The sequence below is a fragment of the Bifidobacterium miconis genome, assembly GCF_019331735.1.
Classification (GTDB): Bacteria; Actinomycetota; Actinomycetes; order Actinomycetales; family Bifidobacteriaceae; genus Bifidobacterium; species Bifidobacterium miconis.
The window spans coordinates 168,118-191,470 of the sequence record NZ_JAHBBH010000001.1 but is presented as its reverse complement, the minus strand read 5'-3'; the positions used below and the strand labels follow the sequence as shown (position 1 = coordinate 191,470).

Sequence of the window (23,353 nt, the reverse complement as noted above, 5' to 3'; positions counted from 1 at the left end):
GTCAGTCGACCGACTTGAGGGCCGCGAGCATGTCTACGTTCCTGAGCTGCCGGTAGACGACCGCGCCGAGCGCGGCCAGCACCGCGGCGACGAGCAGTGCGGGCACCACGAACGCGGGCCAGCCGAGCATGGGGTCGAACATGACTTCGTCCGGCGGCACCTCGGTGATGATGTACCGGTGGAGCCCGGCGCCGAACCCGTAGCCGGCGAGGATGCCGAGCACGGACAACACGATGGTTTCGCGGTAGATGTACATGGTTGTCTCGTTCGAATGGAAGCCGAGCACCTTGATGGTCGACAGCTCGCGGATGCGTTCGGACACGTTCAGGTTGGTGAGGTTGTACAGAATCACCACGGCAAGCATGCCGGCCACGAGCACAAGCACCTCCATGATCTGGTTCAGCGAGTCGACGATCGTGGCGACCTGATTCTTCATGGTGGTGTTCTGCACCACGCCGCGCACGCCGTCGTTCTCCATGAACCGCGCGCCCTGCTTCTCGGCGTTGGCGATGGAATTGTCCTTGAGCCTGACAAGGTAGGCGTTCGACTGGTAGCCCTCGCCGAACACGTGCTCGTAACCGCCGGACGTCATGACCATGAGATGCCCGATATACATTTCGCTCACGCCGTCGACGCGCACGGAACGCTCCCTGCCGTCCTCGCCGGTAACGCGGATCGTGTCGCCGGCCGTCGCGCCGAGCATCGAGGCCATGCGTTCGGAGATGACCGCGCCGCGGTCGGTGAGGATCTGCGGCCGGTGCCCCACGCGCGAGCGCAAGGTCACGTAGTCGTTGAAGTTGTACGCATCGTCGGTGACGAGCAGCGTGATTGACTGTTTGTCGCCCTGCTTGCCGGCGGTTTTGGTGAGTTCCTCGTAGCGGATCGGCATCGCCTCGTCCACGGCCTTGTCGGTCATGTCCTTGGCGACCGCGGCGCGCTGTTCGTCGTTGTCGTCGGATTTTTCGGCGACGATCATGTCGTAGTGGATCACCTCATCGAACTGGCGTTCGCTGATCTGGTCGATCGATCCCTGCACGCCGAGTCCGGCGACGAGCAGCGACACCGCGCCCATCACGCCGAAGATCGTCATGAATCCGCGCGTCTTGTAACGGAAAAGATTCCTGGCGGTGACCTTGCGCGTGAAGCTGAGCCGGTTCCAGATGAAGCCGAGACGCTCGAGGAAGATCTTCGACCCGTTCGCCGGCGGCTTGGGCAGCAGGAGCGCGGCCGGCTTGTCTTTGAGTTCGCGCGTGGCGGCGAGCATGGCAGGCACGACGGCGCTCACCCACGCGAGCAGGAACGCGACCACGGTGACCACGGGATGGAACTTCAGTTCGATGACCGGCATGGTGAACCCGTCGCTGTACGCGTGGTAGACGATGAGCGGCAGGATCGTGTGGCCGGCGACGACGCCGAGGACAGTACCGACGGTGGATGCGGCGAAGCCGTAGACCATGAACTTCTTGAGAATGTCGGCGTTGCCGTAGCCGAGCGCCTTGAGCGTGCCGGAGTTGATGCGTTCCTCGTCGACCATGCGGCCCATCGTGGAGAAGGTGACGAGCGCGGCGACGAAATAGAGGAACACAGGGAAGATCATGGCGAGCTTGCCGACGATGTTCGCGATGATCTCGTACACGCGGTAGCCGTTGGACGTGAGCCCCTCGCGCCGGCCGTCGATCGAATAGGCGGGCACCTCGAGCGTGTCGATCTTCTCGCGGGCGAGCGCGATGTCATGCTCCGCCGTCTTGATCTTCTGTTCTGCGGCGGGTTTCGCGTCGTTGAATTCCTGCAGTTTTTCGGCGTATTGGTCTTCGGCTTTTTCGATGTCGCGCTGGCCTTGGATGAGCTGCGTGGCGCCGGACGACACGCTGCCGTCCGCGGCGTTGCCTCCCGTTGCGCTCGCCGGCGCGGTGGAGACGGCCTGCCCGAGTTCGTTCTGCTTGGCGGCGAGCTGCCTGGACGCGTCGGCGAGCGCGGCCACGTTCTGCTGGTATTCCTCGGTTCCTTCTTTGAGTTGTTTGGCACCGTCGTTCCATTGCCGGAGCGCGGTGTTGTAGGCGTTCAGTTGGGTGTTGTATTGCGCGACGGCGTCGTTGTAGGCGGTGAGCGCCTTGTCGTACTGTGCTTTGATGGTGTCGTATACGCTGCCGGTGATGCCGCTGTTGGCCCAGCCGGTCAGAATCGCGCCGGTTTTGTCGAGGATTGGTTTGACCGATGCGAGGACGGTGCGGGCCGCGCCGAGCTGGGTTTTGGCCTGCGTGAGTTGCTGCCATGACGAGTCAAGTTGCGACTGGCCTTGGGTGAGTTGTTGGGCGGCTGCGATGAGCTGGGTTTGGCCTGCGGTGATCTGCGAGTCGGCCGCGGCGATTTGCGCGAGCGCTCCGGACAGTTCGGCGGCTGTGGCGGAGCCTTGGTCGATGGCGGTGATTTCGCCTTGGGTCATCTGGTCCTTGGCGGTTTCGATCTGGGTTTTCGCGTCCGTGAGCTGTTGTTCGGCGTCGGCGAGTTGCCGTTTCGCGTCGTCGACTTTGGCTTGCGCCTTGTTGATCTGCTGGCGGCGGTCTTCGCGGATGGAGGCTTCGCGTGCTTTGGGCTGTCCGGCGAGGCGTTTGGCGAGCGTGTTTTTGTGCGTTTGCACGCGGTCGCGGTATTCGCTGGTCCAGTAGCCGACGTGTTGCGTGTCGTTGAAGGTGACGCGGCCGATCATCGTCACGTCCGAGTCGAACGTGCCGGGCACTACCACGCCGTAGCCGTCGAGTTCGCCGGTGCCGGCCGTGGACTGGCCCATGTTGAGGTTGGAGACGATTTCGCTGGCGTCGACGAAGCCGACCACGGTGTACTTGGTTTGTTTGAGGATGGTGTCGCCGGCGATGTCGGGCAGTTCGGTGACCTGTACGGTGCTGTCGATTGCGTACCGGTCGCGTTCGGCCGAGTCGAGCGCGATTTCGCCGGTGGTGTTTGGCAGTCGTCCTTCGATCATTCGGTATCCGGAGACGGCGTTCGGTTTGGAGTAGATGCGCAGGCTGTGGTTGCTGCCTGTGATGGTCACGTCCTTGAAGTAACCGAATTCGGCTTGGCGTACGCCGTTGGTGTTGCGGATGATGGTTTCGTCGTCTTTGCTGAGTCCGTAGTCGCTGATGACGGTCACGTCGGCGAGGTTGTGTTCGCCGTAGAAGGTGGTGCCGGTGGCCTGCATGTCGGGGCCGGTGGCGAACAGGCCGACGAGTGCGAACGAGCCGAGCATCATGAGGCTGACGATCGAGAGGAACCGGCCCTTGGATTTGGCGAGGGTGACGCGGATGTCCTTCCACAGCATGTGCTTGCGAACGAATCCGCCGTCACTGTGGCGTTTGCGTTTGGTGGCGCGTCGCGGGTCCGGGTTCGGACGGCGCGTCGCGTCCGGTTCGATGAAGTCGGTGAGCTCGGTCATGGTTACCACTCCAGGTCCTTGATGTCCATAGGATGTTCGTTGATGTCGATTGATTTGACGCGCGCGTCGTGCATGTGGATGACGCGGTCGGCGATGGGCGCGATGGCCGAGTTGTGGGTGACGATGACGACGGTCGCGCCCTTCTTGCGGCTCTGGTCCTGCAGGATTTGGAGGACTTGCTTGCCGGTGTTGTAGTCGAGCGCGCCGGTCGGCTCGTCGCACAAGAGGATCTTGGGGTTCTTGGCGACTGCTCGCGCTATGGCGACGCGCTGTTGTTCGCCGCCGGACAGCTGTGCCGGGAAGTTGTTGATTCGGTCCTTTAATCCGACGTCGATGAGCGTCTGCACCGGGTCCTGCGCGTCCTTGACGATTTCGGAGGCGAGTTCGACGTTCTCCTTGGCGGTGAGGTTGGCGACGAGGTTGTAGAACTGGAACACGAAGCCGATGTCGTAGCGGCGGTAGTCGGTGAGCTGGTGGGCGGTGTAGTTCGAAATGTCCTTGCCGTCGATGATGACCTGGCCTTCGGAATTCGTGTCCATGCCGCCGAGGATGTTGAGCACGGTCGATTTGCCCGCTCCGGACGAGCCGAGGATGATCGCCAGCTCGCCTTTCTCGATGCCGAAGCTCACGTCGTTGTTGGCGGTGATGGTCGTGTCTCCCATGTGGTACCGCTTGAAGCTGTGCGCCATTTCGATGTATGCCATGATTCCCATGCCTTTCCGTGTCTGCGTCGCCGGCATGATCTTCTCCCTTGGCTCCCCTTGTCAGGGGAGCTGTCGGTGAAGCCGACTGAGGGGTAGTCAAAGCCGTCAGTTGTGTGCGTCACAATCTTTTCAGCAATCAACACCTTGAATGAACAACATGTTGATTTAACTGCCATGATGGTAAACGTATCGAAAAGCGCAGATCAATCGACAACTATCAACATGTTGTTCAAATTAAACACTTTGCAGAAAACGGTCGTTTTAGCCACTAAACAGACAACGTGTTGTTATAATCGTCGTAGCATTCACCCAGCGGCGCGCAACCGCCGCACATCACGCGTAGGAGACGCACATGGCCACCGCAACCGGCAAACGCAACACGCAGACCGAAGCCAAAATCAAGGCCGCGTTCACCACCCTCGTCAAGTCGAAGGGCTTCGACGCGATGACCGTCAGCGACATCGCGCGGACGGCCGGCATCAACCGCGGCACGTTCTACATGCATTACATCGACAAGTTCGACCTGCGCCAGCAACTCATCGACGACACCATCGACGACCTGACCGGCATCCTCATCACCAAAGCCGAAACGAACACGCAGGTGACGACGCGCACCGGAGGCAGGGCGATCTGCGACGTGTTTCAGACACGCGCCATCGTCGAGGCGCTGCACTATTTCAAGAACGACTTCGCGTTTTTCGACGCGGTGTCGCAATCCGGCACCGACATGCAACTGTATGACCGGCTGCGCGATGTCCTCAAACGATTGATCGTCACTCAGGCACGGCGGTTCGGCGCCGAACCGCAGACCAGCTACAACGGCATTCCCGCCGACTACGCCATGGAGATCCTCATCTCATCCGTCGCCTCGATCATCTGGCTGTGGCTGCGACGCGGATGCAAGGAATCCCCCGACGAGATCTGCCTCATCATCGAAAAGAACAAGACCACCGCCCCCATCGACATCCTCTGGTAGCGCAACCTCATGATGGCGGACATTGGCCATCGCCGCTCAGGAAAACGATGAACGCGGCGGCATGCTCCGCAACGAGACGCTCACCGATATCGGCGCGTTTCCTCAGAACCATCCGCTTCCCTGCCTGACCGACTAGGTCTGCGCCGGCTATGCCGCGGCGTGCGTGCCCCACTGCATGACGACGATGCCGACGATCATAATGGCCATGCCCAGCAGCATCTTCCAGTTCAGCGGGTCATGGAACAGCACGCGCGCGGCGAACGCGGTCAGGATGATGCCCACGCACGACCACACGCCGTAGGCGAGCGCGGTCGACATGCCGCGTTCCAGCACCACGGACAGCAGGTAGAAGCACGTCACGTATCCGATGACGACCGGGATCGCCCAGATGGGTTTGGAGAACCCTTCGGACGCGCGCAGCGACAATGTCGCCACCACTTCGCAGCAGATGGTCACGAACAACAGCAGCCAGGTGACCGCCATATTCCCTCCTCCATGTTTTTCTTCGCCCATGGCGCCCCATCGTAGCCGTGCGCCCGGAGCGGCGTTCTTTCGTCCGAGTCGGTATACGGTTCGAGCATTGCCGGGTATCGACGCAGGACATTGTCTGTATCCGGGCAACTGCGGTTCAATGATGATGTCGGGCAATTCACGATGGCAAGGTTGTGATGGGCGTGTTGCAAGGTCATCGCGCAGGACGTCGACTGACTGATCGAGGGGATTTCCAAGACATGGGCGCGCTGGAATACGAGCCAGCGACTCCGATCGACGACGAGCATGCCGATACGGTTGATCTTGACACGCTGGCCCAGGAAAGCCTGCATCTGCTGAGCACCGATTTTTCGGATGATCTTGACCGCCTGTTCGCGCTTGGCGGCTCGTCCGGCGGCGCACGGCCGAAGATTCTCACTGCGATTGACGGAGATGACTGGATCATCAAGTTCCCCTCATCCGTGGATCCGCCCAGCATCGGAGAGACCGAATATCGTATCTCATGTCTTGCCCGGGAATGCGGCATCGTCATGCCGGAGACCCGATTGTTCCCGTCGAAACGTTGCGCCGGATATTTCGGCGTCAAACGGTTCGATCGCGTGCGGCAAACTGATGGCAGCACCCGTAAGATGCACATGGTATCAGCCGGCGGATTACTGGAGACCTCGCATCGCATCGCCAACCTCGATTACGGTCTGCTCATGCGGCTGACCATGCGCATGACCGACAGCGCCGAGGAATGCGAGCGCATGTACCGGCTCATGTGCTTCAACGTGTTCATTGGCAACCGCGACGATCATGCGAAGAACTTTTCCTACCTCTACGACCGGGATCATGCCACCTGGCGGCTCTCCCCCGCGTACGACCTGACGGAGAATCCCGGCATCAACGGCGAGCACACCACGGCGGTCAACGGCAAGGGACGCGGCATCACGCTCGCTGATTTGACCGGCATCGGCGTCAAGGCCGGCATTCCGCGCGCCCGCTGCCTGTCCATCGCCAAGGACATGCAAGAACGCATCGCCGACGCCGGTTTTGCCGTGCGCGACTGATCCGACTGACTCATCAGCTGTATGTCGATCGGCGACGCAACGATCGCGACCCGATGGCTGGCCCACAGTTCGGGCACGAAATCGTCGGCAGCTCTTATCATGGCCGCATGCAGTTGACGGTGAAACGGTTTGCAGAGTTGAGCGTGGCGGAGCTGCACGAGATCTATCGTGTGCGCGTGGCGGTGTTCGTGGTGGAACAGCGGTGCGCCTATCAGGAGGTCGACGATGCGGACCGGCGTTGCTGGCATGTGTTCCTGCACGACGAGGATGGCATCGCCGCCTATTGCCGCGTGGTCGACCCGGGCGTCACGTTTCCGGAAGTCTCGATCGGCCGCGTGTTGGCGACCCGTCGCCGGCAGGGTCTCGGCACGCGGATCGTGCGCGAGGGACTGCGTGTAGCGCAGGAACGCGCGCACGCCGACGTCGTGCATATCGAGGCGCAGACCTACGCGCGTGGCCTGTACGAGCAGCTCGGCTTCACCCAGATCTCCGATGAATTCCTTGAGGACGGCATCCCCCACATCGGCATGATCTGGCGTGCGCAATAGTACGCGCGGACTTGCGATCGCACCTGCGGACTTGGCCGGACGCAGATCGCCTTCCCTCGCATCGAATGCGTCAACTATAATGCACGATCGCACGCAACATCAGGCGCGCAACATCAGCGAAGGAGCATTCAATCATGACCGTGAATACCTACGACGTCACCGCCGACCTCACGCCCGAAGGCCGCGCCGAATGGGATCTCATGGTGGCCGGCGAAGTCTATCAGGACTCGCACCCGGAGATCGAACACAAACGCGTGGAAGCCAAGAAGCTGTTTCGTGCCTACAATGCGCTCGACTACGACCAAGAGACCGAACGCCGCGCGATCATGGAGCAGCTGTTCGCCTCGGTGGGCGACGACGTGTTCATCGAGCCGAACTTCCGTTGTGAAATGGGCCGCAACATCTCGATCGGTTCGCACGCCTACATCAACTTTGATTGCGTGATGCTCGACAACGCGCCGATCACGATCGGCGACTACGTGTGGATCGCGCCGATGGTCGGCCTGTTCGCCACGAACCATGCGCTCGACTTCGAGGAGCGCAAAAACGGGGCATGTCAGGCCAAGCCGATCGTGATCGAGGATGGCGTGTGGCTGGGCGGCCACGTGACCGTGCTCGGCGGCGTGACCATCGGCCGCGGTTCGGTGATCGGCGCGGGTTCGGTCGTTACACACGACATCCCGGCCGGCGTGATCGCCGTCGGCAATCCGGCACACGTGTTGCGTCCGATCACCGAAGCCGACAAGACCGGCTTCTGCGAGCGCATCGCCGCACGCGACGCGGCACGTTGACGCGATGACAAAAGGTTCCAAACCGACCTTCCCCGATCGATGACATCCCATGCGATACAGTAGTGGCAATACGCGTACAACGTATGCCCGTCACCGTCAACGAAGTCGAAGGAGACATTATGAAGACACTGGTTCTCGCCTTTCACCCCGATCTGAGTCGCTCGCGCGCAAACGCGGCGCTGGTCCGGGCCGCGCGCGAATTGCCGGCCGACGCGGTGACCGTGCGCGACGAGTACGCGCTCTACCCGGACGGCGTGGTCGACGTGGCCGTCGAACAGCGGCTGGTCGAGGATCATGACCGCATCGTGCTGCAGTTCCCGCTGTACTGGTACTCCTCCCCCGCGCTGCTCAAGGAGTGGGAGGACAAGGTGCTGGCGTTCGGCTGGGCGTACGGACCGGACGGCGAGGCGCTTCGCGGCAAGCAGATCATGGTCGCCACGACCGCGGGCGGGCCGGAATCCGAATACCAGCCGGTCGACGAGGGTGCGACGATCGACGAAGTGCTCTCGCCGTACCGCATGATGGCCCGGTACACGCACGCCGTGTGGCGTGAGCCGTTCGTCGTGTTCGAGTCGATGGAACTGGACGACGCGGCGCTCGCCGACGCCGGGCGACGATATCAGGATGCGCTGAACGCCGAATGAGTTCCCGCTCATTGCCGAGAACAGTGTTGGGGGTTGGCGATCGACGATCATCGATCGCCAACCCCCAACGCTGTCGGCATCCGGAATGGTTACCGAATGGCAGTGAGGAAGAATCTCGGGAACGGGAAGATGATGCTGCCGTCCGACTGCGTCGGGTACTCTTTGCAAACCCTGTCGAACACCGCGCGTTCGAATGTCTCACGCTCACCGTCGTCCGCAAGCGCCTGCAGGTACGGGCGCAGTCCGGTGCCGCGATACCAGTCCATGATGGCCTCATGCGAGGGCAGCGTGTGCATGTACGTGACTTTCCAGATACGGAACGTTTCGGTGTTTGCGTGCAGCAATTCCCAGTATTCGGGCGGCGTGAGATTGAAGAATTCGCGGCTCTGCGGCAATCGGTCCGCATAGGCCGGCGAGTGCACGAGTTCGGCGATGATGCGGTGGATCGGCTCCTCGTAGTTCATCGGCGTCTGCACGGCCAGCATGCCGCCTTTGCGTAGGAGACCGAGCATCGCGGGAATGAGATGCGCGTGGTCTGGCACCCATTGGATGCACGCGTTGGAGAACACCACGTCGAAGTCGTGCGGCAGCGCGGCCAGATCGTCGGGTTTCGACACGTCGCACAGCGCGAAGTCGATGTCGGGATGGGCTGCGCGCGCCGCGTCGATCATGTTCGGCGAATTGTCGACGCCGAGGATCGTCGCGCGCGGGTAGCGTTCGCGCAGCACGGCGGTGCTGTTGCCCGGCCCGCAGCCGATGTCGAGCACGCGCGTGACCGCCCCGTCGTCCGGCGGCAATTGCGCGGCGAGATCGCGCGACGGCTGCGTGCGTTCCGTCTTGAATCGCAGATACTGTTCGGAATCCCATACGACCATGCGATTCACGCTAGTCCCGCGCCTGCCGCGCGTCCATAATGCCGTCCGCATGTCGATCATCGATCGTAGAGCCGCTCCACGTCACGCTCCGAAAGTGTTACGGAATGTTGCGGAACATTGCGGAACGGATCGATCCGATCGGATAACCGACCGGCGACAGTCGTTGTCCCAGTAGGAGCACCGACGATTCCGGCATGCGGACGTTCAGTGTCGCATCATGATCAGCATCATCTTGGACGCCTCCGCGGCGTACACCGCGTGCGGCAGCCGGGTCGGGAAGTGCAGGATGCCTCCCGGCACGAGATCCACGGTTTTGCCGCCGCCGGTCACCTTGAGATGGCCTTCGAGGCACTGCACGAGCACCGGCATAGCGGCGGTGTGCTCGCTCAGCTCCTGGCCCTTGTCGAAGGAGAAGAGCACCACGTTGGCACCCTCCACCTGCATCACGGTGCGCGAGACGGTCGCCTCGGGCTGCACCTCGACCAGCGGGTGCAGATCATTGATGAACTCCATCACCTCAGCCTGCTGGGTTTCGTTCGCATTGTTCGTCTGTTCGCTCATCATCGAACTCCTTCATGTTCGCCGCCGATCCCGGCGTTGCGAAAACACCGACACCGGCACGGTCATATGATCGGTCTTCGTACGGCGATCGATCCGCCGCCGCACGCATCCTCCTAGCGTATCCGCTATCAAACACAACACTATCGCCGGCGCGCCACGAACGCGACGCCGGTCAGCTTGTCGCCGTACGTGTTGAACACGCGACGCATCTGCATGACGCGCGCACGCAGATCACGGTGAGTCAACACGTTGCGCACGATGCGCAGCACGCCGGCCACACCCTCGTCCGCAAGATTGCGGCGCATCTTGAGCAATGCCATCGGTTCGTTGCCGCTCCACAGCACGTCGAAACCGACGGATTCGAGCAACGCACGCCATTCGGTCTCGGTCAGCGGACGGGCGTTGACCTTGATGGCCCGCGCGAGATCCTTGCGGATCGCATCCTTGACGGATTCGTCGAGGTCGTCCGGCGCGAGGCCCATTTCGTGGATCGCGTACAGTCCGCCCGGGGCGAGCAGGCGATGCGCCTCGCCGATGATCTCCCGCTTGCCACGTTCGGACTGCATGGTGAGCATCGCCTCGCCGACCACCACATCCGCGGACGCGTCCGGCAATCCGGTCTGCGCGGCGTCGGCCAGCACGCAGGTGCCGCCCACCGAGGCCGCCAGCGGCTTGATGATGTCCACCACCTTGTCGTCCCGGTCGACGCCGGTGTACGCCGACGGACCGGCTTCCATGATCAGCCGCGTGGTGCGGCCCAGTCCCGGCGCGAATTCCACCACGTGCCGGCCGGCGATCGCCACCTGCGCGAGCATGCGCCTGGTGAGCCGTTCGCCGCCCGGTCTGAGCACGCGTTTGCCCAGCCGGGCCAGCACCCAGTGTCCCTGCATGTGTTCCGCATCGCGATCGGCCTGCGGCAGGCTCGAGGACGGGATGTCCGCGGTTCCCGCGGCGCGTTCGGTCTTGGTATGTTCGCTCATTCGTCCCAGCTTACGGTATCGATTCGCCGCGCAACAGACTGGTGTCCCGCGCCGGATTGTGGTATATGGCGACCCCATCGGCTCGTTGCGCGGCATCTATTCCGATCGAGGCAAGGCCGTCCAACGCTCAGGAGAGCACGCCCCCGATGGCGAATATAAGCCTCACGGACTCGACTGCGATCGATTCAGGATGCCGTCGATCAATGATCAACTCTGACGCCCGGCACCGCCCGATTCGAGGCTGGTGATGCGCACGGCCAATGCGGTCGGCGCCAGTTTGGCGAACGCATGGTACAGCTTGTAGAACGCCAACGGCGTGTACTCGGCGCATCCGCGCTCCGCCTTCGACAGCGCCTTCGCCGTCTCCCGGCGCAGGTCGAGATACGGCAGCCGGGCGAGCTTGCCGGAAGCGGCACCGCGCACGTTCATTTCGGTGTTCATGTTGCCCGGACTGAACAACATCACGTTCACGCCGCGCTTGCGCTCCTCCTCTCTCACCGCCCACGTCAGGAACCGCACGTACGCTTTGCTTGCAGCGTACACGGCCTGCCAAGGGATTGGCGCGAACGACGACACCGATCCCGTAACGATCTCGAAGCTCCCATGCTGCATGTTCGGCAGGCACGCGCGATTGACCATCGTCATGGCAGCCACGTTGAGGTCGATCATCGCACGGATATCATCTGGCTTCATCTCGCGCAGCAATCCTTCACGCTCGTAACCGGCGTTATTGATGAGTATGCGGATGTTCGGCCGCATTTCCTTCAGCAACTCGGTCAATTTCTCATAAGATTCTGATGCGGCGAGGTCCAGTGGAATGACCCGTATGCGCATGTGTGGATCGTCGTACCGATCGGCGAGCGCACGTAATCGCTGTTCGCGTCGAGCGATGATCCAGATCTCATCGAGATTCCGGTAGCGTGAGACGATCGCCTCAACAAATGCCGCGCCAAGACCCGATGACGCACCGGTGACGATGGCAATATCCATTCGACAACTCCTTACACTGGCGGATTCGTGGTTTATTGAACATTGATAGCGAAAATCACTGCCGACCTTTGCGGCGGCGCGGGGCGAGCGCGGCTGGACCGTGCTGTTTGACGGCGAACAGGAGCGCGCGCATGCCGCCGATATGCGGATCGGGGCGATGTCCGCGCGCGATGCGGTGCATCTGCAGTTCGAACCAGCTGATGACGAGGATGCCGCCGAACGTCTTGTCGAGCGGCTTGATGCCGGTCGTGACGCGCGGCAGGTCAACGGAGCCTTGCCAGCCGTCGCGGATGATGCGGTTCGGCAGATCGGGCACGAGCGCGAGCGGACGGGCGATGCCGATCATCTGCGTGATGCCTTCGTCCAGCGCGCGGTTCATGTCGGCGGCGCTGCGGAAGCCGCCGGTCAGCGCGACCGGTACTGTCAGCTCGCCTTTGACGCGGCGTGCGAAATCGGTGAAGTAGACGCCGCGCCGGCGGTCTTCGGCCGCGCCGCCGTTGGTCTGGATGACCGGCTTGGCGTAGGTGCCGCCGGAGATGTCGATGAGATCGGCGCCGCGCGCTTCGAGCTGTTTCATGACCCAGATGGATTCCTCTTCATTGAAGCCGCCCGGCGCACCGTCGCGCTCGCTGACCTTGACGGCGATCGGTACGTCGGATGAGTTGAGTTTCACCGCGATCGGGAAGTCGGGGCCGACCGCCTTGCGGACCGCGTCGAACACGTCGAACAGGAAGCGGGCGCGGTTGGCGAGGCCGCCGCCATATTCGTCGGCGCGCCGATTGTCGAGCGGCGAAAGGAACTGGTTGATGAGGTAGCCGTGCGCCGCATGGATCTCCACTCCAGTGAAGCCGGCCTTCTTGGCGATGCGTGCGGTGTTGGCGAACCGGCGGATGATGTCGCGGATCTGCTCGCGGGTCAGTTCGGTCGGCTCGGCGAAGAAGCGGCCGTATTCGCCGTCGACTTTGCCTCCGCTTGGCGCAAGCGGATGCGGGTTGATGGTGATGGGCGACTGCCTGCCGGGATGGTTGATCTGCATCCAGCAGTGCGCGCCATTTTCGGTGTCGGCCGCGGCCCAGCGACGCAACATCGCGAGGTCGCGTTCGTCTTCGACGGCGATGTTGCCCGGCTCCCCCAATTGCGCGCGATCGACCATCACGTTGCCGGTGACGAGCACGCCCGCGCCGCCATGAGCCCATTCTCGGTACAGGCGCACGTGCGCTCCGGTCGGCGCGCAGTCGCGTCCGGCGAGCGCCTCGTTCATCGCGGACTTGTAGAACCGGTTCTTGATAGTCACGCCGCAGGGCAGGGTCAGCGGTTCGGCAGTCGGCACCGCCGGGGTCGCCGTCTTCGTCACACTCGTGTCATTCGCCATGATATCCAACTTTCCAGACGTCCATATTTTTACAGTTGTCAAAAATAGCATAAATTTAGACAATTGCAAAATTATGGACGTTAGATTATGATGAACGGACATGAAGAAAGACATCAACGGCAAGATCACACGCGGCACACAACGCACGCTCGACGCGTTCTTTGACGCGATGACGGCACTGTTGCAAATCAAGTCGTTCGCCGACATCAGCGTCAACGAACTGTGCGAGCGCGCCGACTATCCGCGCGCCACGTTCTACAACTATTTCGAAGATCGTGACGATCTGCTGAACTACTGCTGGATCGCGTTGTCCAAACAGGCCGACCTTGCAGATCTCGCGTCAACCGACCCGGAACATCGCGTGGACACGGCGCTCGACGCAATGGCCGACCTGCTGGAATCCAACGCGGAGCCGCTACGTGCGATCCTTAAGAACAACCCACCCGAAGGCCCGATGTTCGCCAGTCTGCACATGTTCATCGAGCGTCAGGCGCACGAGATCATCCGCACCTGCATCGACCGCGACCGATTCGATCTACCGGACGATCTGATCGCCGATCATTATGCGAACACCGTGATGCTCGTGCTTGACTGGGCATACCTGCGCGGCCACACGCTCACCCGCACGCAACTGCACGACTACGTGCACACACTGCTGCGCGGCGTGGAATAGAGAAACCACTCATCTACTCGAACAGCGTCGTCCAGTCGGGGTCGCGGCGGGCGGCGAAGCACATGGCGATCTGCTCCGAGGTGTTTCTCGTGGTGGAGAGTCGGGGAAGCTGGTCTTCGTCGAAGTAGCGGATCTCCGTCGTTTCGATGTTCGGCTCGAACTGCCCATCAATGCGGGTGCACAGCACAAAGAACTTGATCACCCCGTACGGGAAGGACAGGCCGTTATGGTTAGCGCAATCCTGCACTGCGATGAGTCGGTCGGCGGTCACGTCGAGCCCGGTCTCCTCTTTGACTTCCTTGATCGTGTTGGACCGCACCGACTGATTCTCATCGACCCAACCACCGGGAAGCGACCATTCACCGCTGTTTTCGTGCGTGAGCAGGATCCGACCGTCCGCATCGAAGATCGCTGCCCTAGTGTCGAGTTTCGGTGTCGGGTATCCAGCACTGAGCAGTCCGCGTATATGTTCGGCCGGCATGTCAACCTGCATGGCGAGCATGCTGAGCGCTATGTCGCGGATACGTTCGTATCGCTCCCGGTCGAACGGATCCCGGTTGTACATCAATCCGGTTTGGGCCAGAGCCTGCAATTCCTTGGTCCAGTCCAGCAGCATACGATTCGACGACATAGTCGATGATGCCGGTGCAGGTGCAGGAGTAAATGCTGATTCGTTCATGATGTCGCCGCCATTCGTTTCAGATTTATCTATGACCATTATCGCCGTTCAAATACGTTTCAGCTCCGCCATTGCAGCATAATGCGGCACATCGAACCGTTCCGGAGCTATGCGGCCGAGCAGCGCCTTATGCTCCTGCTCCCACGCAGCGATCTCATGTACCGGGAGGGACGCGCCGATGCCACGGCATGCCTTCACTCGTCCGTTCCAGCTTTCGCGCGTGAACGACACGGCAAGCCGGTACTCCTCATGATGAACGAGTTCAAAGCCGTCCGCATAGCAGGCAGGAATGTCGATCGGATGCATGCGCTCCCCGGTACCACTCCAGTTTGGATTGTATTTCAGAATCAGTCGTTCGCTTGCCTCCGCGATCGGATCCTCGAACGGCAGCCATGCCATATACAGCACAAGGATGCGTCCATTCGGTTTAAGGATGCGATGCAAGATGTCATGAATCGCCTCATGGTCGAAATACCAAAAGCATTGGCACGCGGTAATTACGTCGAATGTGCCATCGGGAAAATCGATATGCTCCGCCGGCATCGCCTGATATTCGATGCCCATACCTTCGGAAAGCCGCCGCGCTTGAGCGATCTGCCGGTCGGAGATATCGACGCCGACCCATGTTGCCCCATATCGAGCCATCGCTCTCGGAATCACACCTGTACCGGTGCCCAGATCAAGAACATGTTGCCCGTCACAGCACAGACCGCGGTCAAGAATTTTCTGGTAGAACCGCGCCGGATAAATGTCGCGATATCGCGCGTATTCGTCTGATACGCGTCCCCAATCAAAGGGGACGCCGTGATCTATGCTCTCATCGGATATCATCCGGCCACCTCCTGGTGGATGCCTTGCATCATCAGCAGATATACCAACTTCGAGCGCTCGAAGTCAATCGACATAATTCTCGGCACGTACCGTCATGGTCAATTCCGTTATCGCATGCTTCGGTCGCCGCGCAAGAATACCAGCGGGATGAGGATCAACGGGATCGCGCACACGCCCATGGCCAGGAACGTCAGGTTCAGACCGCGCATGTTCGCCGCGGCCAGTTCCATGCCACCAGCATGCGCGGAGGCCGCCAGCGCGGTCATGAGCCCCACGAATACGGCCTGGCCGATCGCACCGGCGATGGTGCGCAACGCGGTGAGCAGCGCGTTCGCATCCGCCAGCCGCCCCTCACCCGCACAGGTGGTGCCCCAGGTCACCAGCGGCATCATCAGGCAGCCGATCGCAAGCGAGCGCGCCACGTTGATCACGGCAGCCACCCAGATCGACGCCGCCAACGGCAACAGTCCCATACACAGGTTGCTCACGGTCAGGCAGATGCCACCGACGAGGAACAGCCGCTTCACACCGAACCGGTCATAGAGTCTGCCAGCCATCGGGCTGATAATCGCCATGGCGAGCGAGCCGGGCAGACTCACCAAGCCGGCCATCGACGCGGACCCTCCCTTGATGGTTTGCACGTAGAGCGGCAGCATCACCGACGAGCCCATCATCGCGAAGTACAGCAGCATGCTGCCGATCACGCTCAACGCGAATCCACGATTACGCAATATGCGCACGTCGAGGAACGGGCGTTCTCGCCTGAGTTGCAACAGCACGAACCATACGGACGCCGTGACGCCGAGTGCGAGAGGCAGCAGTACCGCTGTGCTTACGAACGGCATGGAGCCGATGTTGCCGACGCCGAGCGTCACGCCGCCGAACGCGATGATGCTCACGACGAAGGACAGCATGTCGAACGATCGTCGCGAAGTCCTGAGCACGTTGCCGAACACGAAGCATGCCGCGATCAGCGAGATCGCCATCACGCCGATCACCAGATAGAAGATCGACCGCCAGCCGAACGCGTCGACCATCAGGCCGGACAAGGTCGGTGCGATCACCGGCGTGACGCCGACCGCGAGGCCGTACCAGCCCATGATCGTGCCGCGGTTGTCCGGGTAGATGGTCATGAGCACGACCTGCGCCATCGACATGAGCAGTCCGTTGCCGCACGCTTGGATCACGCGGCCGACCATGATGACGGCGAACGGCACCGGCGCCACGCAGACCAGCGAGCCGGCGATGAACAGCGCCGCACCGGTAAGATACAGCGGTTTGGTCGGGAACCGGGTGATGAGGAACGCGGTCAACGGCATGACGATGCCCATGGCGAGCGAGTAGCCGCTGGTGAGCCACTGGCCGGTCTGCATGTCGACGTTGAGGTCGGCGACGATGGGCGGCAGGGCCGTGGTGAGCGCCGTCGCCATGATGGTGGTGGCGATGCACGAGAGCATGATGTTGACGAAGATGAGCGCGCGACGACGGTTGCTCAGTGAGCGTTGTTTGGAATTGGGCATGGTGCTGTTTCTTGTAGTTGATGCTGTTTGACGACGACGTGTTCGAGGACAGAGGATTGGCGCTTTGTCGAAGTTGAACCGACACCTTCTTATTCTCAGCTCCCCTTGTCAGGGGAGCTGTCACGCAGTGACTGAGGGGTAGCCAGAACCCATAACATTAAGTCCGACAAAACATTAATGTTCGCGACGATCGAGTTCTTGATAGTGACGTTTGATCTCGGCGAGGATTTCGCCGAATTGCTCACGCTGGTCTTCGGTAAGCGCCGCGAGCAGTTCGCCGGAGGCGCCGTTGCCGGCCGACCGCCGGCGCATCGCCTCGGCCTTCCCCTCCTCGGTGAGCGCGACCATGTACGTGCGCCCGTCCTCGGGATGCGGGGTGCGCGCGACCCAGCCGCGCGTCTCCATCTTGCCGAGCAGTTCGCTCAGCGACGCCGAGCGGATGCCCAGGATCGCGGCGAGCCGGCGCTGGCTGATCGGCCCGAGACCGCTCAAGGTGAGCAGACAACGCGACTGTCCGCTGCCATGCGCGAGCGCGTCGCTGTTGCGCACCTCCCGCTGGTGGCTGATGCGCGCCACGTCATGGAACAGCTCCACCAGTTCCCGATCATCCATCGGCATGATCCTCACGACCTCCCGAACACAAAAATTGCTAGGTACCTCGCAAATAATACAAGGTACCTAGCAAAATGCAAGTCGCCGTTACCAGCAGCGAGCCGACGCGTACGCATCGGCTCGCACCGGCGGAATGCATAATGACGGTCATGCTGCCAGACCGCCCGACCGGCGTCTGCGCCGACGACCGTCAGACGAACAGGCCGATCATCTGCGTCGTGAGCAGGATAAGCAATGCGCAGGAGGCAACGAACCACAAGCCGCCCACCACGGCCACGCCCGTGCCGACCGGCTTGCACCATGACGCCACTGCCTTCCCCTGATGCACGCGCCATGCGCGCCATGCGAGCATTGCCGCCCCCTCGACGGCGAGCACGAAGGCGATGCCGAGGCAGATTCCCGCGCCGACCGCCAACGCCGCGGCGACGCCCAACGCCAGCAGTCCGACCGTCATGACGGCCAGCATGATGGCGTACAGCACGATGATGACGATGAACAGTCCTGCGATGATCATCGTGTCCCCCTTCCGCATCCGGCGTCCGCACCGAACGCCATCCGTCCAACCGCATGCCGAAGCGAAAGGTTCGCCGCGGGCATTGCATCCGTGCGCGCTTACGGCTCCATTATCCCGCCGAATCGACGGAAACGCCATATTCGTCCAATTTGGCCCGTGTCGTTTCGCAGCCGTTTCGCAGCGGCCGTCAGTTGGCTCGCAGTCGACAAACGCGTACCGGATGCGTCAGATGCCGGCGAGGTCGAAGAAGCGTTCGATGACGGCGTCGTTGAGCAGACGGCCCTTGCGGGTGGGCACGACGCGGTGGGAATCGGCATCGACGACGATGAGCCCGTCGTCGATCATGGGCCGGAGTTCGGCCGGGTCGATCTGGCGGAACGGCGCGGTTTCGCCGTTGGATTCGGCCTCGGCGACGGCTTGGTTGATGCGGTTCAGGTCGAGTCCTTCGCGCAGGCGCAACCCGAGCATGATGAGCTCCTCGAGGTTTTCGCCCGGCGTGATGGTTTCGCTGCCGCCCCACGGAACGCGGCTTTCGTTGATGGCGGTGCCCCACAGGCGCGGGTGTGCGATGTCCCAGCTGCGCAGGCCGTGGACTTGTTTGGCCGTGTCGAATGCGTCCGGCGCATCTTCCACATCTGCTGTTTCGGCAGCTGCCGCATGATTGTAGTGCGAGTGCGCGCCCGGCCCGAGCCCGGCCCAGTCGACGTTGCGCCAGTAGCCGAGATTGTGCCGGCTCTCGTAACCGGGCCTCGCCCAGTTGGATACCTCGTACCATTCAAGTCCGGCGGCCGTGAACAGGTCGTCGGCGATCTCGTATTTCGCGGCCTCGTCGTCGTCATCCGGCTTGGGCAGGGTGCCGGCGGCGATCTGCCGGCCCATTTTCGTGGTCGGTTCGACGGTGAGCGCGTACGCGGAAATATGGTTCACACCGAGGTCGATGGCCGTACGCACCGACGTGCGCCAATCGTCGAGGCTCTCCCCCGGCGCACCGTAGATCAGGTCGACGCTGGAACGCAGGCCGGCTTTGTTCGCCGCTTCGACGCCGGCGGCCACGTTCGCGGGCGTGTGCGTACGGTCGAGCGTGCGCAGCACATGCGGCACGGCGGATTGCATGCCGAAGGAGATACGGGTGAAGCCGCCTTCGGCGAGCCGGTTGATGTAGTACTCGTTGACGGTGTCCGGATTGGCTTCCGTGGTGATCTCCGCGCCCGGCGCGATGCCCCAGATGCGGCGGATCGCGTCCAGCATGGCCACGAGATCGTCAGCGGAGAGAATCGTGGGCGTGCCGCCGCCGAAGAACACAGTGTCGGCCGTCGGCTCCTCGATGCCGTGGTCAAGCTGCCATTGGCGGGTCAGTTCCATTTCGCGGACGACCATGTTGGCGTAGTTGCCGCGCGAGGCCCCCGCGCCGAGATCGACGGCGGTGTACGTGTTGAAATCACAGTATCCGCAACGTCGCATGCAGAACGGGACGTGGACGTATACCTCGAGCATCAGCACATACCTCCTGCGACGTTGCCTTCGCGGCATAGCCGCTCACCTCGGCTACGCACAGTCCACTGGACTGTGCGCTTCACGCCTCGGCATCGCATGCAGAACGGGACGTGGACGTAGACTTCGTAAGTCATGTATGCAGCTCCCCTTCAGCTCAGTCGGCCATGCAAATGCGTTCCCTTCATAACCGAACCCGTTATACATGAGGGAAGTCCAAATACATAAGGTCCGACGACCTCGACGCTCCCCCCAGTCAGCTCCGCTGACAGCCCCCTCAGCCGAGGGGGCCAAGCGGAAATCAGCCTTCTGTCTTCTGGGCGGCGCGGATCTTGTCCTTGGTGTCGCGGTCGTTGCCGGCGTCGCCGGTGGACAGGGCGGCGATGAACGCCTCCTGCGGCACCTCGACGTGGCCGAGCATCTTCATGCGCTTCTTGCCGGCCTTCTGCTTTTCGAGCAGCTTGCGCTTGCGAGAGATATCGCCGCCATAGCACTTGGCGAGCACGTCCTTGCGCAGCGCGCGGATATTCTCGCGCGCGATGATGCGCGAGCCGATCGCCGCCTGGATCGGGATTTCGAACTGCTGGCGCGGGATCAGCTCGCGCAGCTTCTTCGTCATCATCACGCCGTAGCTGTACGCCTTGTCGCGGTGCACGATCGCGCTGAACGCATCCACCTTGTCGCCCTGGATGAGGATGTCGACCTTGACCAGATCGGCCGCCTGCTCGCCGTCCTCGTGGTAGTCGAGCGACGCGTAGCCCTTGGTACGGGACTTGAGCTGATCGAAGAAGTCGAACACGATCTCGGCGAGCGGAATGCGGTAGTGCATCTCCACGCGGTCGGAGGAAATGTATTCCATCGTGCCCATGATGCCGCGGTGGTCCTGGCACAGGTCCATGACCGCGCCGATGAACTCCTTCGGCGTGATGATGTCGGCGGCGACCATCGGCTCGACGATCTTCTTGATCTTGCCGTCCGGGAATTCGCTCGGGTTGGTCACATGGTGCTCGCTGCCGTCCTCGGCGGTCACGTCGTACGGCACGTTCGGCGCGGTGGAGATCAGGTCGAGGCCGAACTCGCGGTCGAGGCGCTCGCAGACGATCTCCATGTGCAGCAGTCCCAGGAAGCCGCAGCGGAAGCCGAAGCCCAGCGCGACGGACGTTTCCGGTTCGTAGATGAGCGCGGCGTCGTTGAGCTTGAGCTTGTCGAGCGCGTCGCGCAGTTCGGGGAACTGGGCGTTGTCGATCGGGAACAGGCCGGCGTAGACCATCGGCTGCGGGTCGCGGTAACCGGGCAGCGGCTCGGTGGCGGGACGCACCGCGGAGGTCAGCGTGTCGCCGACCTTGGACTGGCTCACGTCCTTCGCGCCGGTGATGATGTAGCCGACCTCGCCGGCGCCGAGCGCCTTGGTGGGCATCATGTCGGGGCTGATGACGCCGATCTCGATCGGATCATGCGTCATGCCGATGCCCATCATGTGCACCTTCTCGCGGGCGTGAAGTTCGCCGTCCTCCATACGAATGTAGGTGACGATGCCGCGGTACGAGTCGTACACGGAGTCGAAGATGAGCGCGCGGGCCGGTGCCTTCGGGTCGCCGTGCGGCGCGGGCACCTCCATGACGATGCGGTCGAGCAGTTCGGCCACGCCTTCGCCGGTCTTGCCGGACACGCGCAGCACGTCGCTCGGCTCGCAGCCGATCAAGCCGGCGATCTCCTCGGCATGCTTGTCCGGCTCGGCGGAAGGCAGGTCGATCTTGTTGAGCACGGGGATGATGGTCAGGTCGTGGTCGATGGCCATGTACAGGTTGGAGAGGGTCTGCGCCTCGATGCCCTGCGTGGCGTCGACGAGCAGCACCGCACCCTCGCATGCGGCCAGCGCGCGGGAGACCTCGTACGTGAAGTCGACGTGGCCGGGGGTGTCGATCATGCCGAGCGTGTATTCAGTGCCGTCGAACGTCCACGGCACGCGCACGGCCTGCGATTTGATGGTGATGCCGCGCTCCTGCTCGATGTCCATGCGGTCGAGGAAGCGGTCGCGCATCTCGCGCTCGGGCACGATGCCGCTCAGCTGGAGGATGCGGTCGGCCACGGTGGACTTGCCGTGGTCGATGTGCGCGATGATGCAGAAGTTGCGGATCAGCGACTGGTCGGTATATCCGGGCTTGTTCTTCGGTTCGATCACCTGATCCGTCTCCTTACGGTCGTCGTTGCGGTTGTCTTCGCCAAATACTCTAGTCTAACGGTGCCTATCGGCATTTTTCTCGGCGACACTCCTGAAGCGGCCTGTGTTTTATCCGCACGGCATGTTATCATGACCGTTTGTATGTCCTTATAGCAAACGTCGTTTGGAGTAAATGTGGCAAACATCAAGTCGCAGAAGAAGCGCGTGCTGACCAACGAGAAGTCGCACATCCGCAACGTGGCCGTCAAGTCGGCCCTCAAGACCGCCGTCCGCGCCACCCGCGAGGCCATCGCCTCCGGTGACAAGGCCGCCGCCGAGGCCGCCTACAAGGTCGCCGCCCAGAAGCTCGACAAGGCTGCCGGCGCCGGCGTGATCCACAAGAACCAGGCTGCGAACCGCAAGTCCGGTCTGGCCGTCGCGATCAACGCCATGTGATCATAGCCCGTCAGGGTTGAACGAAAATCCCCGCGAACCATATCGGTCCGCGGGGATTTTTGTTGTTACGAAATCAGAGCCACGGGGGCGGGTGTCAGTCGTCGTCATTCCGCCGGTCGTCGTCCTCGGCATGGGGATGGATGACCGGCCGCTGCAGGTACTTCGACTGGCTTGGCAGGAACACCTCATGCCGCACCATGGCGCCCGGCATGGTGATGTTGAATTTGACGGACAGCAGTCGCATGACGACGACAAGCACGACGATCGAGACGTCCAGCGCGACTTCCGCGTTGAAGTTGAGCACGCGAGCCTGCACGCCCTTGCACACGAACACGGTGAGCACGCTGCCAACGGCGGACGGGATGGCGTACCAGTGCTTGTCCCGGATGAACATGGGCACGTCGTTGAGCAGCATGTCGCGTACCAAGCCGCCGCCCAGCGCGGTGATCATGCCAAGGAACACGGATGTCATGCCGGACATGCCGAGGATCATGGCCTTGGACGTGCCGTTGACGGCGAACAGGCCGACCGACAGCGCGTCGATGGTGAGCATCGACCATTTGAGCTTGTCGACCTCGGGATGGAACACCGCCACGGCAAGACCGGATACGAGCGCGGTGATCACGAATCCCTTGTCGGCGATGCCGACGGGCGGCAGCGAGCCGAGCACGATGTCACGTACGATGCCGCCGCCCAGTGCGGTCAGCCATGCGGTGATGAGCATGGCGATCAGATCATAGTTCTTGCGCACCGCGCACAGCCCGCCCATGAGCCCACAGCAGAACACCGCCAGATATTCGACCCCCATGAAGAAGGCGTTGCTCTCCAGCGCAAGTTCCATCGAGCCGCTCCCCTCATTCGCATTGCGTCCGCCAAAGCCGTAACGAGCCTACAACAGTCTCGCTACAGCGGAACGGCTTTCCGCTTCCACACCGTACCGCAAGAGCAACGCCAGAAACGGAGAAGGCAATGTAGCCGGCGGAAGGAAGTCCTGCCGGCCG

At 62.2% G+C, this 23,353-nt stretch carries 23 protein-coding genes; 7 read left to right on the top strand and 16 right to left on the bottom strand.

What is annotated here, in order from left to right:
• Position 1: 1 nt before the first annotated feature.
• Positions 2 to 3,430, bottom strand: a complete 3,429-nt coding sequence (locus tag KIH79_RS00795; RefSeq protein WP_236023486.1) for an ABC transporter permease — start codon at positions 3,428 to 3,430, stop codon at positions 2 to 4.
• 2 nt (positions 3,431 to 3,432) lie between these two features.
• Positions 3,433 to 4,134, bottom strand: a complete 702-nt coding sequence (locus KIH79_RS00790; RefSeq protein WP_219057631.1) for an ABC transporter ATP-binding protein — start codon at positions 4,132 to 4,134, stop codon at positions 3,433 to 3,435.
• A gap of 352 nt (positions 4,135 to 4,486) precedes the next feature.
• Between KIH79_RS00790 and KIH79_RS00785 the strand changes: the two genes are divergently transcribed.
• Positions 4,487 to 5,110, top strand: coding sequence for a TetR/AcrR family transcriptional regulator (locus tag KIH79_RS00785; protein ID WP_219057630.1), 624 nt, complete (start codon positions 4,487 to 4,489; stop codon positions 5,108 to 5,110).
• A 147-nt stretch (positions 5,111 to 5,257) separates the two neighbouring features.
• Here the strand turns inward: KIH79_RS00785 and KIH79_RS00780 are convergent, their stop codons facing one another.
• Positions 5,258 to 5,593, bottom strand: a complete 336-nt coding sequence (locus KIH79_RS00780; RefSeq protein WP_219057629.1) for a DMT family transporter — start codon at positions 5,591 to 5,593, stop codon at positions 5,258 to 5,260.
• A gap of 248 nt (positions 5,594 to 5,841) precedes the next feature.
• Here KIH79_RS00780 and KIH79_RS00775 point away from each other — a divergent pair, with 248 nt between their 5' ends.
• From KIH79_RS00775 to KIH79_RS00760, 4 genes are all read left to right on the top strand, one after another.
• A complete protein-coding gene (locus KIH79_RS00775) occupies positions 5,842 to 6,654 on the top strand; it encodes a type II toxin-antitoxin system HipA family toxin (protein WP_236023485.1) in 813 nt (270 codons plus the stop codon).
• Positions 6,655 to 6,773: 119 nt separating this feature from the next.
• Complete coding sequence (locus KIH79_RS00770; RefSeq protein WP_219057627.1) at positions 6,774 to 7,202, top strand: GNAT family N-acetyltransferase; 429 nt, start codon at positions 6,774 to 6,776, stop codon at positions 7,200 to 7,202.
• A 134-nt stretch (positions 7,203 to 7,336) separates the two neighbouring features.
• A complete protein-coding gene (locus tag KIH79_RS00765; protein ID WP_219057626.1) occupies positions 7,337 to 7,993 on the top strand; it encodes a sugar O-acetyltransferase in 657 nt (218 codons plus the stop codon).
• Between the two features lie 119 nt (positions 7,994 to 8,112).
• A complete protein-coding gene (locus KIH79_RS00760) occupies positions 8,113 to 8,637 on the top strand; it encodes an NAD(P)H-dependent oxidoreductase (protein ID WP_219057625.1) in 525 nt (174 codons plus the stop codon).
• An 89-nt stretch (positions 8,638 to 8,726) separates the two neighbouring features.
• On the opposite strand, the gene KIH79_RS00755 is transcribed toward KIH79_RS00760, so the two are convergent.
• The 5 genes from KIH79_RS00755 to KIH79_RS00735 form a co-directional block, all read right to left on the bottom strand.
• Positions 8,727 to 9,512 (bottom strand): methyltransferase domain-containing protein, encoded by a 786-nt coding sequence (locus tag KIH79_RS00755; RefSeq protein WP_219057624.1) that lies wholly within the window; start codon positions 9,510 to 9,512, stop codon positions 8,727 to 8,729.
• Positions 9,513 to 9,716: 204 nt separating this feature from the next.
• Positions 9,717 to 10,076, bottom strand: a complete 360-nt coding sequence (locus KIH79_RS00750; protein WP_219057623.1) for a cupin domain-containing protein — start codon at positions 10,074 to 10,076, stop codon at positions 9,717 to 9,719.
• Positions 10,077 to 10,213: 137 nt separating this feature from the next.
• Entirely contained in the window at positions 10,214 to 11,053 is an 840-nt protein-coding gene (locus tag KIH79_RS00745) for a class I SAM-dependent methyltransferase (protein WP_219057622.1), read from the bottom strand.
• A 207-nt stretch (positions 11,054 to 11,260) separates the two neighbouring features.
• Positions 11,261 to 12,043, bottom strand: a complete 783-nt coding sequence (locus KIH79_RS00740; protein ID WP_219057621.1) for an SDR family NAD(P)-dependent oxidoreductase — start codon at positions 12,041 to 12,043, stop codon at positions 11,261 to 11,263.
• Positions 12,044 to 12,098: 55 nt separating this feature from the next.
• Positions 12,099 to 13,415, bottom strand: coding sequence for an NADH:flavin oxidoreductase/NADH oxidase family protein (locus KIH79_RS00735; protein ID WP_219057620.1), 1,317 nt, complete (start codon positions 13,413 to 13,415; stop codon positions 12,099 to 12,101).
• 100 nt (positions 13,416 to 13,515) lie between these two features.
• Here KIH79_RS00735 and KIH79_RS00730 point away from each other — a divergent pair, with 100 nt between their 5' ends.
• Positions 13,516 to 14,088 (top strand): TetR/AcrR family transcriptional regulator, encoded by a 573-nt coding sequence (locus tag KIH79_RS00730; protein ID WP_219057619.1) that lies wholly within the window; start codon positions 13,516 to 13,518, stop codon positions 14,086 to 14,088.
• A gap of 13 nt (positions 14,089 to 14,101) precedes the next feature.
• Here KIH79_RS00730 and KIH79_RS00725 read toward each other — a convergent pair whose 3' ends face one another.
• The 7 genes from KIH79_RS00725 to lepA form a co-directional block, all read right to left on the bottom strand.
• Positions 14,102 to 14,719 carry an NUDIX hydrolase N-terminal domain-containing protein gene (locus KIH79_RS00725; protein WP_219057651.1) on the bottom strand — a complete coding sequence of 206 codons (618 nt, stop codon included), beginning with the start codon at positions 14,717 to 14,719 and terminating at the stop codon, positions 14,102 to 14,104.
• A 96-nt stretch (positions 14,720 to 14,815) separates the two neighbouring features.
• Positions 14,816 to 15,598: a class I SAM-dependent methyltransferase gene (locus KIH79_RS00720; protein ID WP_219057618.1), complete on the bottom strand. Its 783-nt coding sequence runs from the start codon at positions 15,596 to 15,598 to the stop codon at positions 14,816 to 14,818.
• A 107-nt stretch (positions 15,599 to 15,705) separates the two neighbouring features.
• Positions 15,706 to 17,118, bottom strand: a complete 1,413-nt coding sequence (locus KIH79_RS00715) for a DHA2 family efflux MFS transporter permease subunit (RefSeq protein ID WP_219057617.1) — start codon at positions 17,116 to 17,118, stop codon at positions 15,706 to 15,708.
• Between the two features lie 174 nt (positions 17,119 to 17,292).
• Positions 17,293 to 17,730: a MarR family winged helix-turn-helix transcriptional regulator gene (locus KIH79_RS00710; protein WP_219057616.1), complete on the bottom strand. Its 438-nt coding sequence runs from the start codon at positions 17,728 to 17,730 to the stop codon at positions 17,293 to 17,295.
• A gap of 190 nt (positions 17,731 to 17,920) precedes the next feature.
• Positions 17,921 to 18,244 carry a hypothetical protein gene (locus KIH79_RS00705; protein ID WP_219057615.1) on the bottom strand — a complete coding sequence of 108 codons (324 nt, stop codon included), beginning with the start codon at positions 18,242 to 18,244 and terminating at the stop codon, positions 17,921 to 17,923.
• Between the two features lie 225 nt (positions 18,245 to 18,469).
• Positions 18,470 to 19,738: a radical SAM family heme chaperone HemW gene (gene hemW / locus KIH79_RS00700; RefSeq protein WP_219057614.1), complete on the bottom strand. Its 1,269-nt coding sequence runs from the start codon at positions 19,736 to 19,738 to the stop codon at positions 18,470 to 18,472.
• Positions 19,739 to 20,036: 298 nt separating this feature from the next.
• Positions 20,037 to 21,917, bottom strand: a complete 1,881-nt coding sequence (lepA, locus tag KIH79_RS00695; RefSeq protein ID WP_219057613.1) for a translation elongation factor 4 — start codon at positions 21,915 to 21,917, stop codon at positions 20,037 to 20,039.
• Positions 21,918 to 22,091: 174 nt separating this feature from the next.
• On the opposite strand from lepA, the gene rpsT reads away from it, so the two are divergent.
• Complete coding sequence (rpsT, locus tag KIH79_RS00690; protein ID WP_033494286.1) at positions 22,092 to 22,352, top strand: 30S ribosomal protein S20; 261 nt, start codon at positions 22,092 to 22,094, stop codon at positions 22,350 to 22,352.
• Between the two features lie 94 nt (positions 22,353 to 22,446).
• Here rpsT and KIH79_RS00685 read toward each other — a convergent pair whose 3' ends face one another.
• Positions 22,447 to 23,193 carry a trimeric intracellular cation channel family protein gene (locus KIH79_RS00685; protein WP_219057612.1) on the bottom strand — a complete coding sequence of 249 codons (747 nt, stop codon included), beginning with the start codon at positions 23,191 to 23,193 and terminating at the stop codon, positions 22,447 to 22,449.
• Between the last annotated feature and the right edge of the window lie 160 nt (positions 23,194 to 23,353).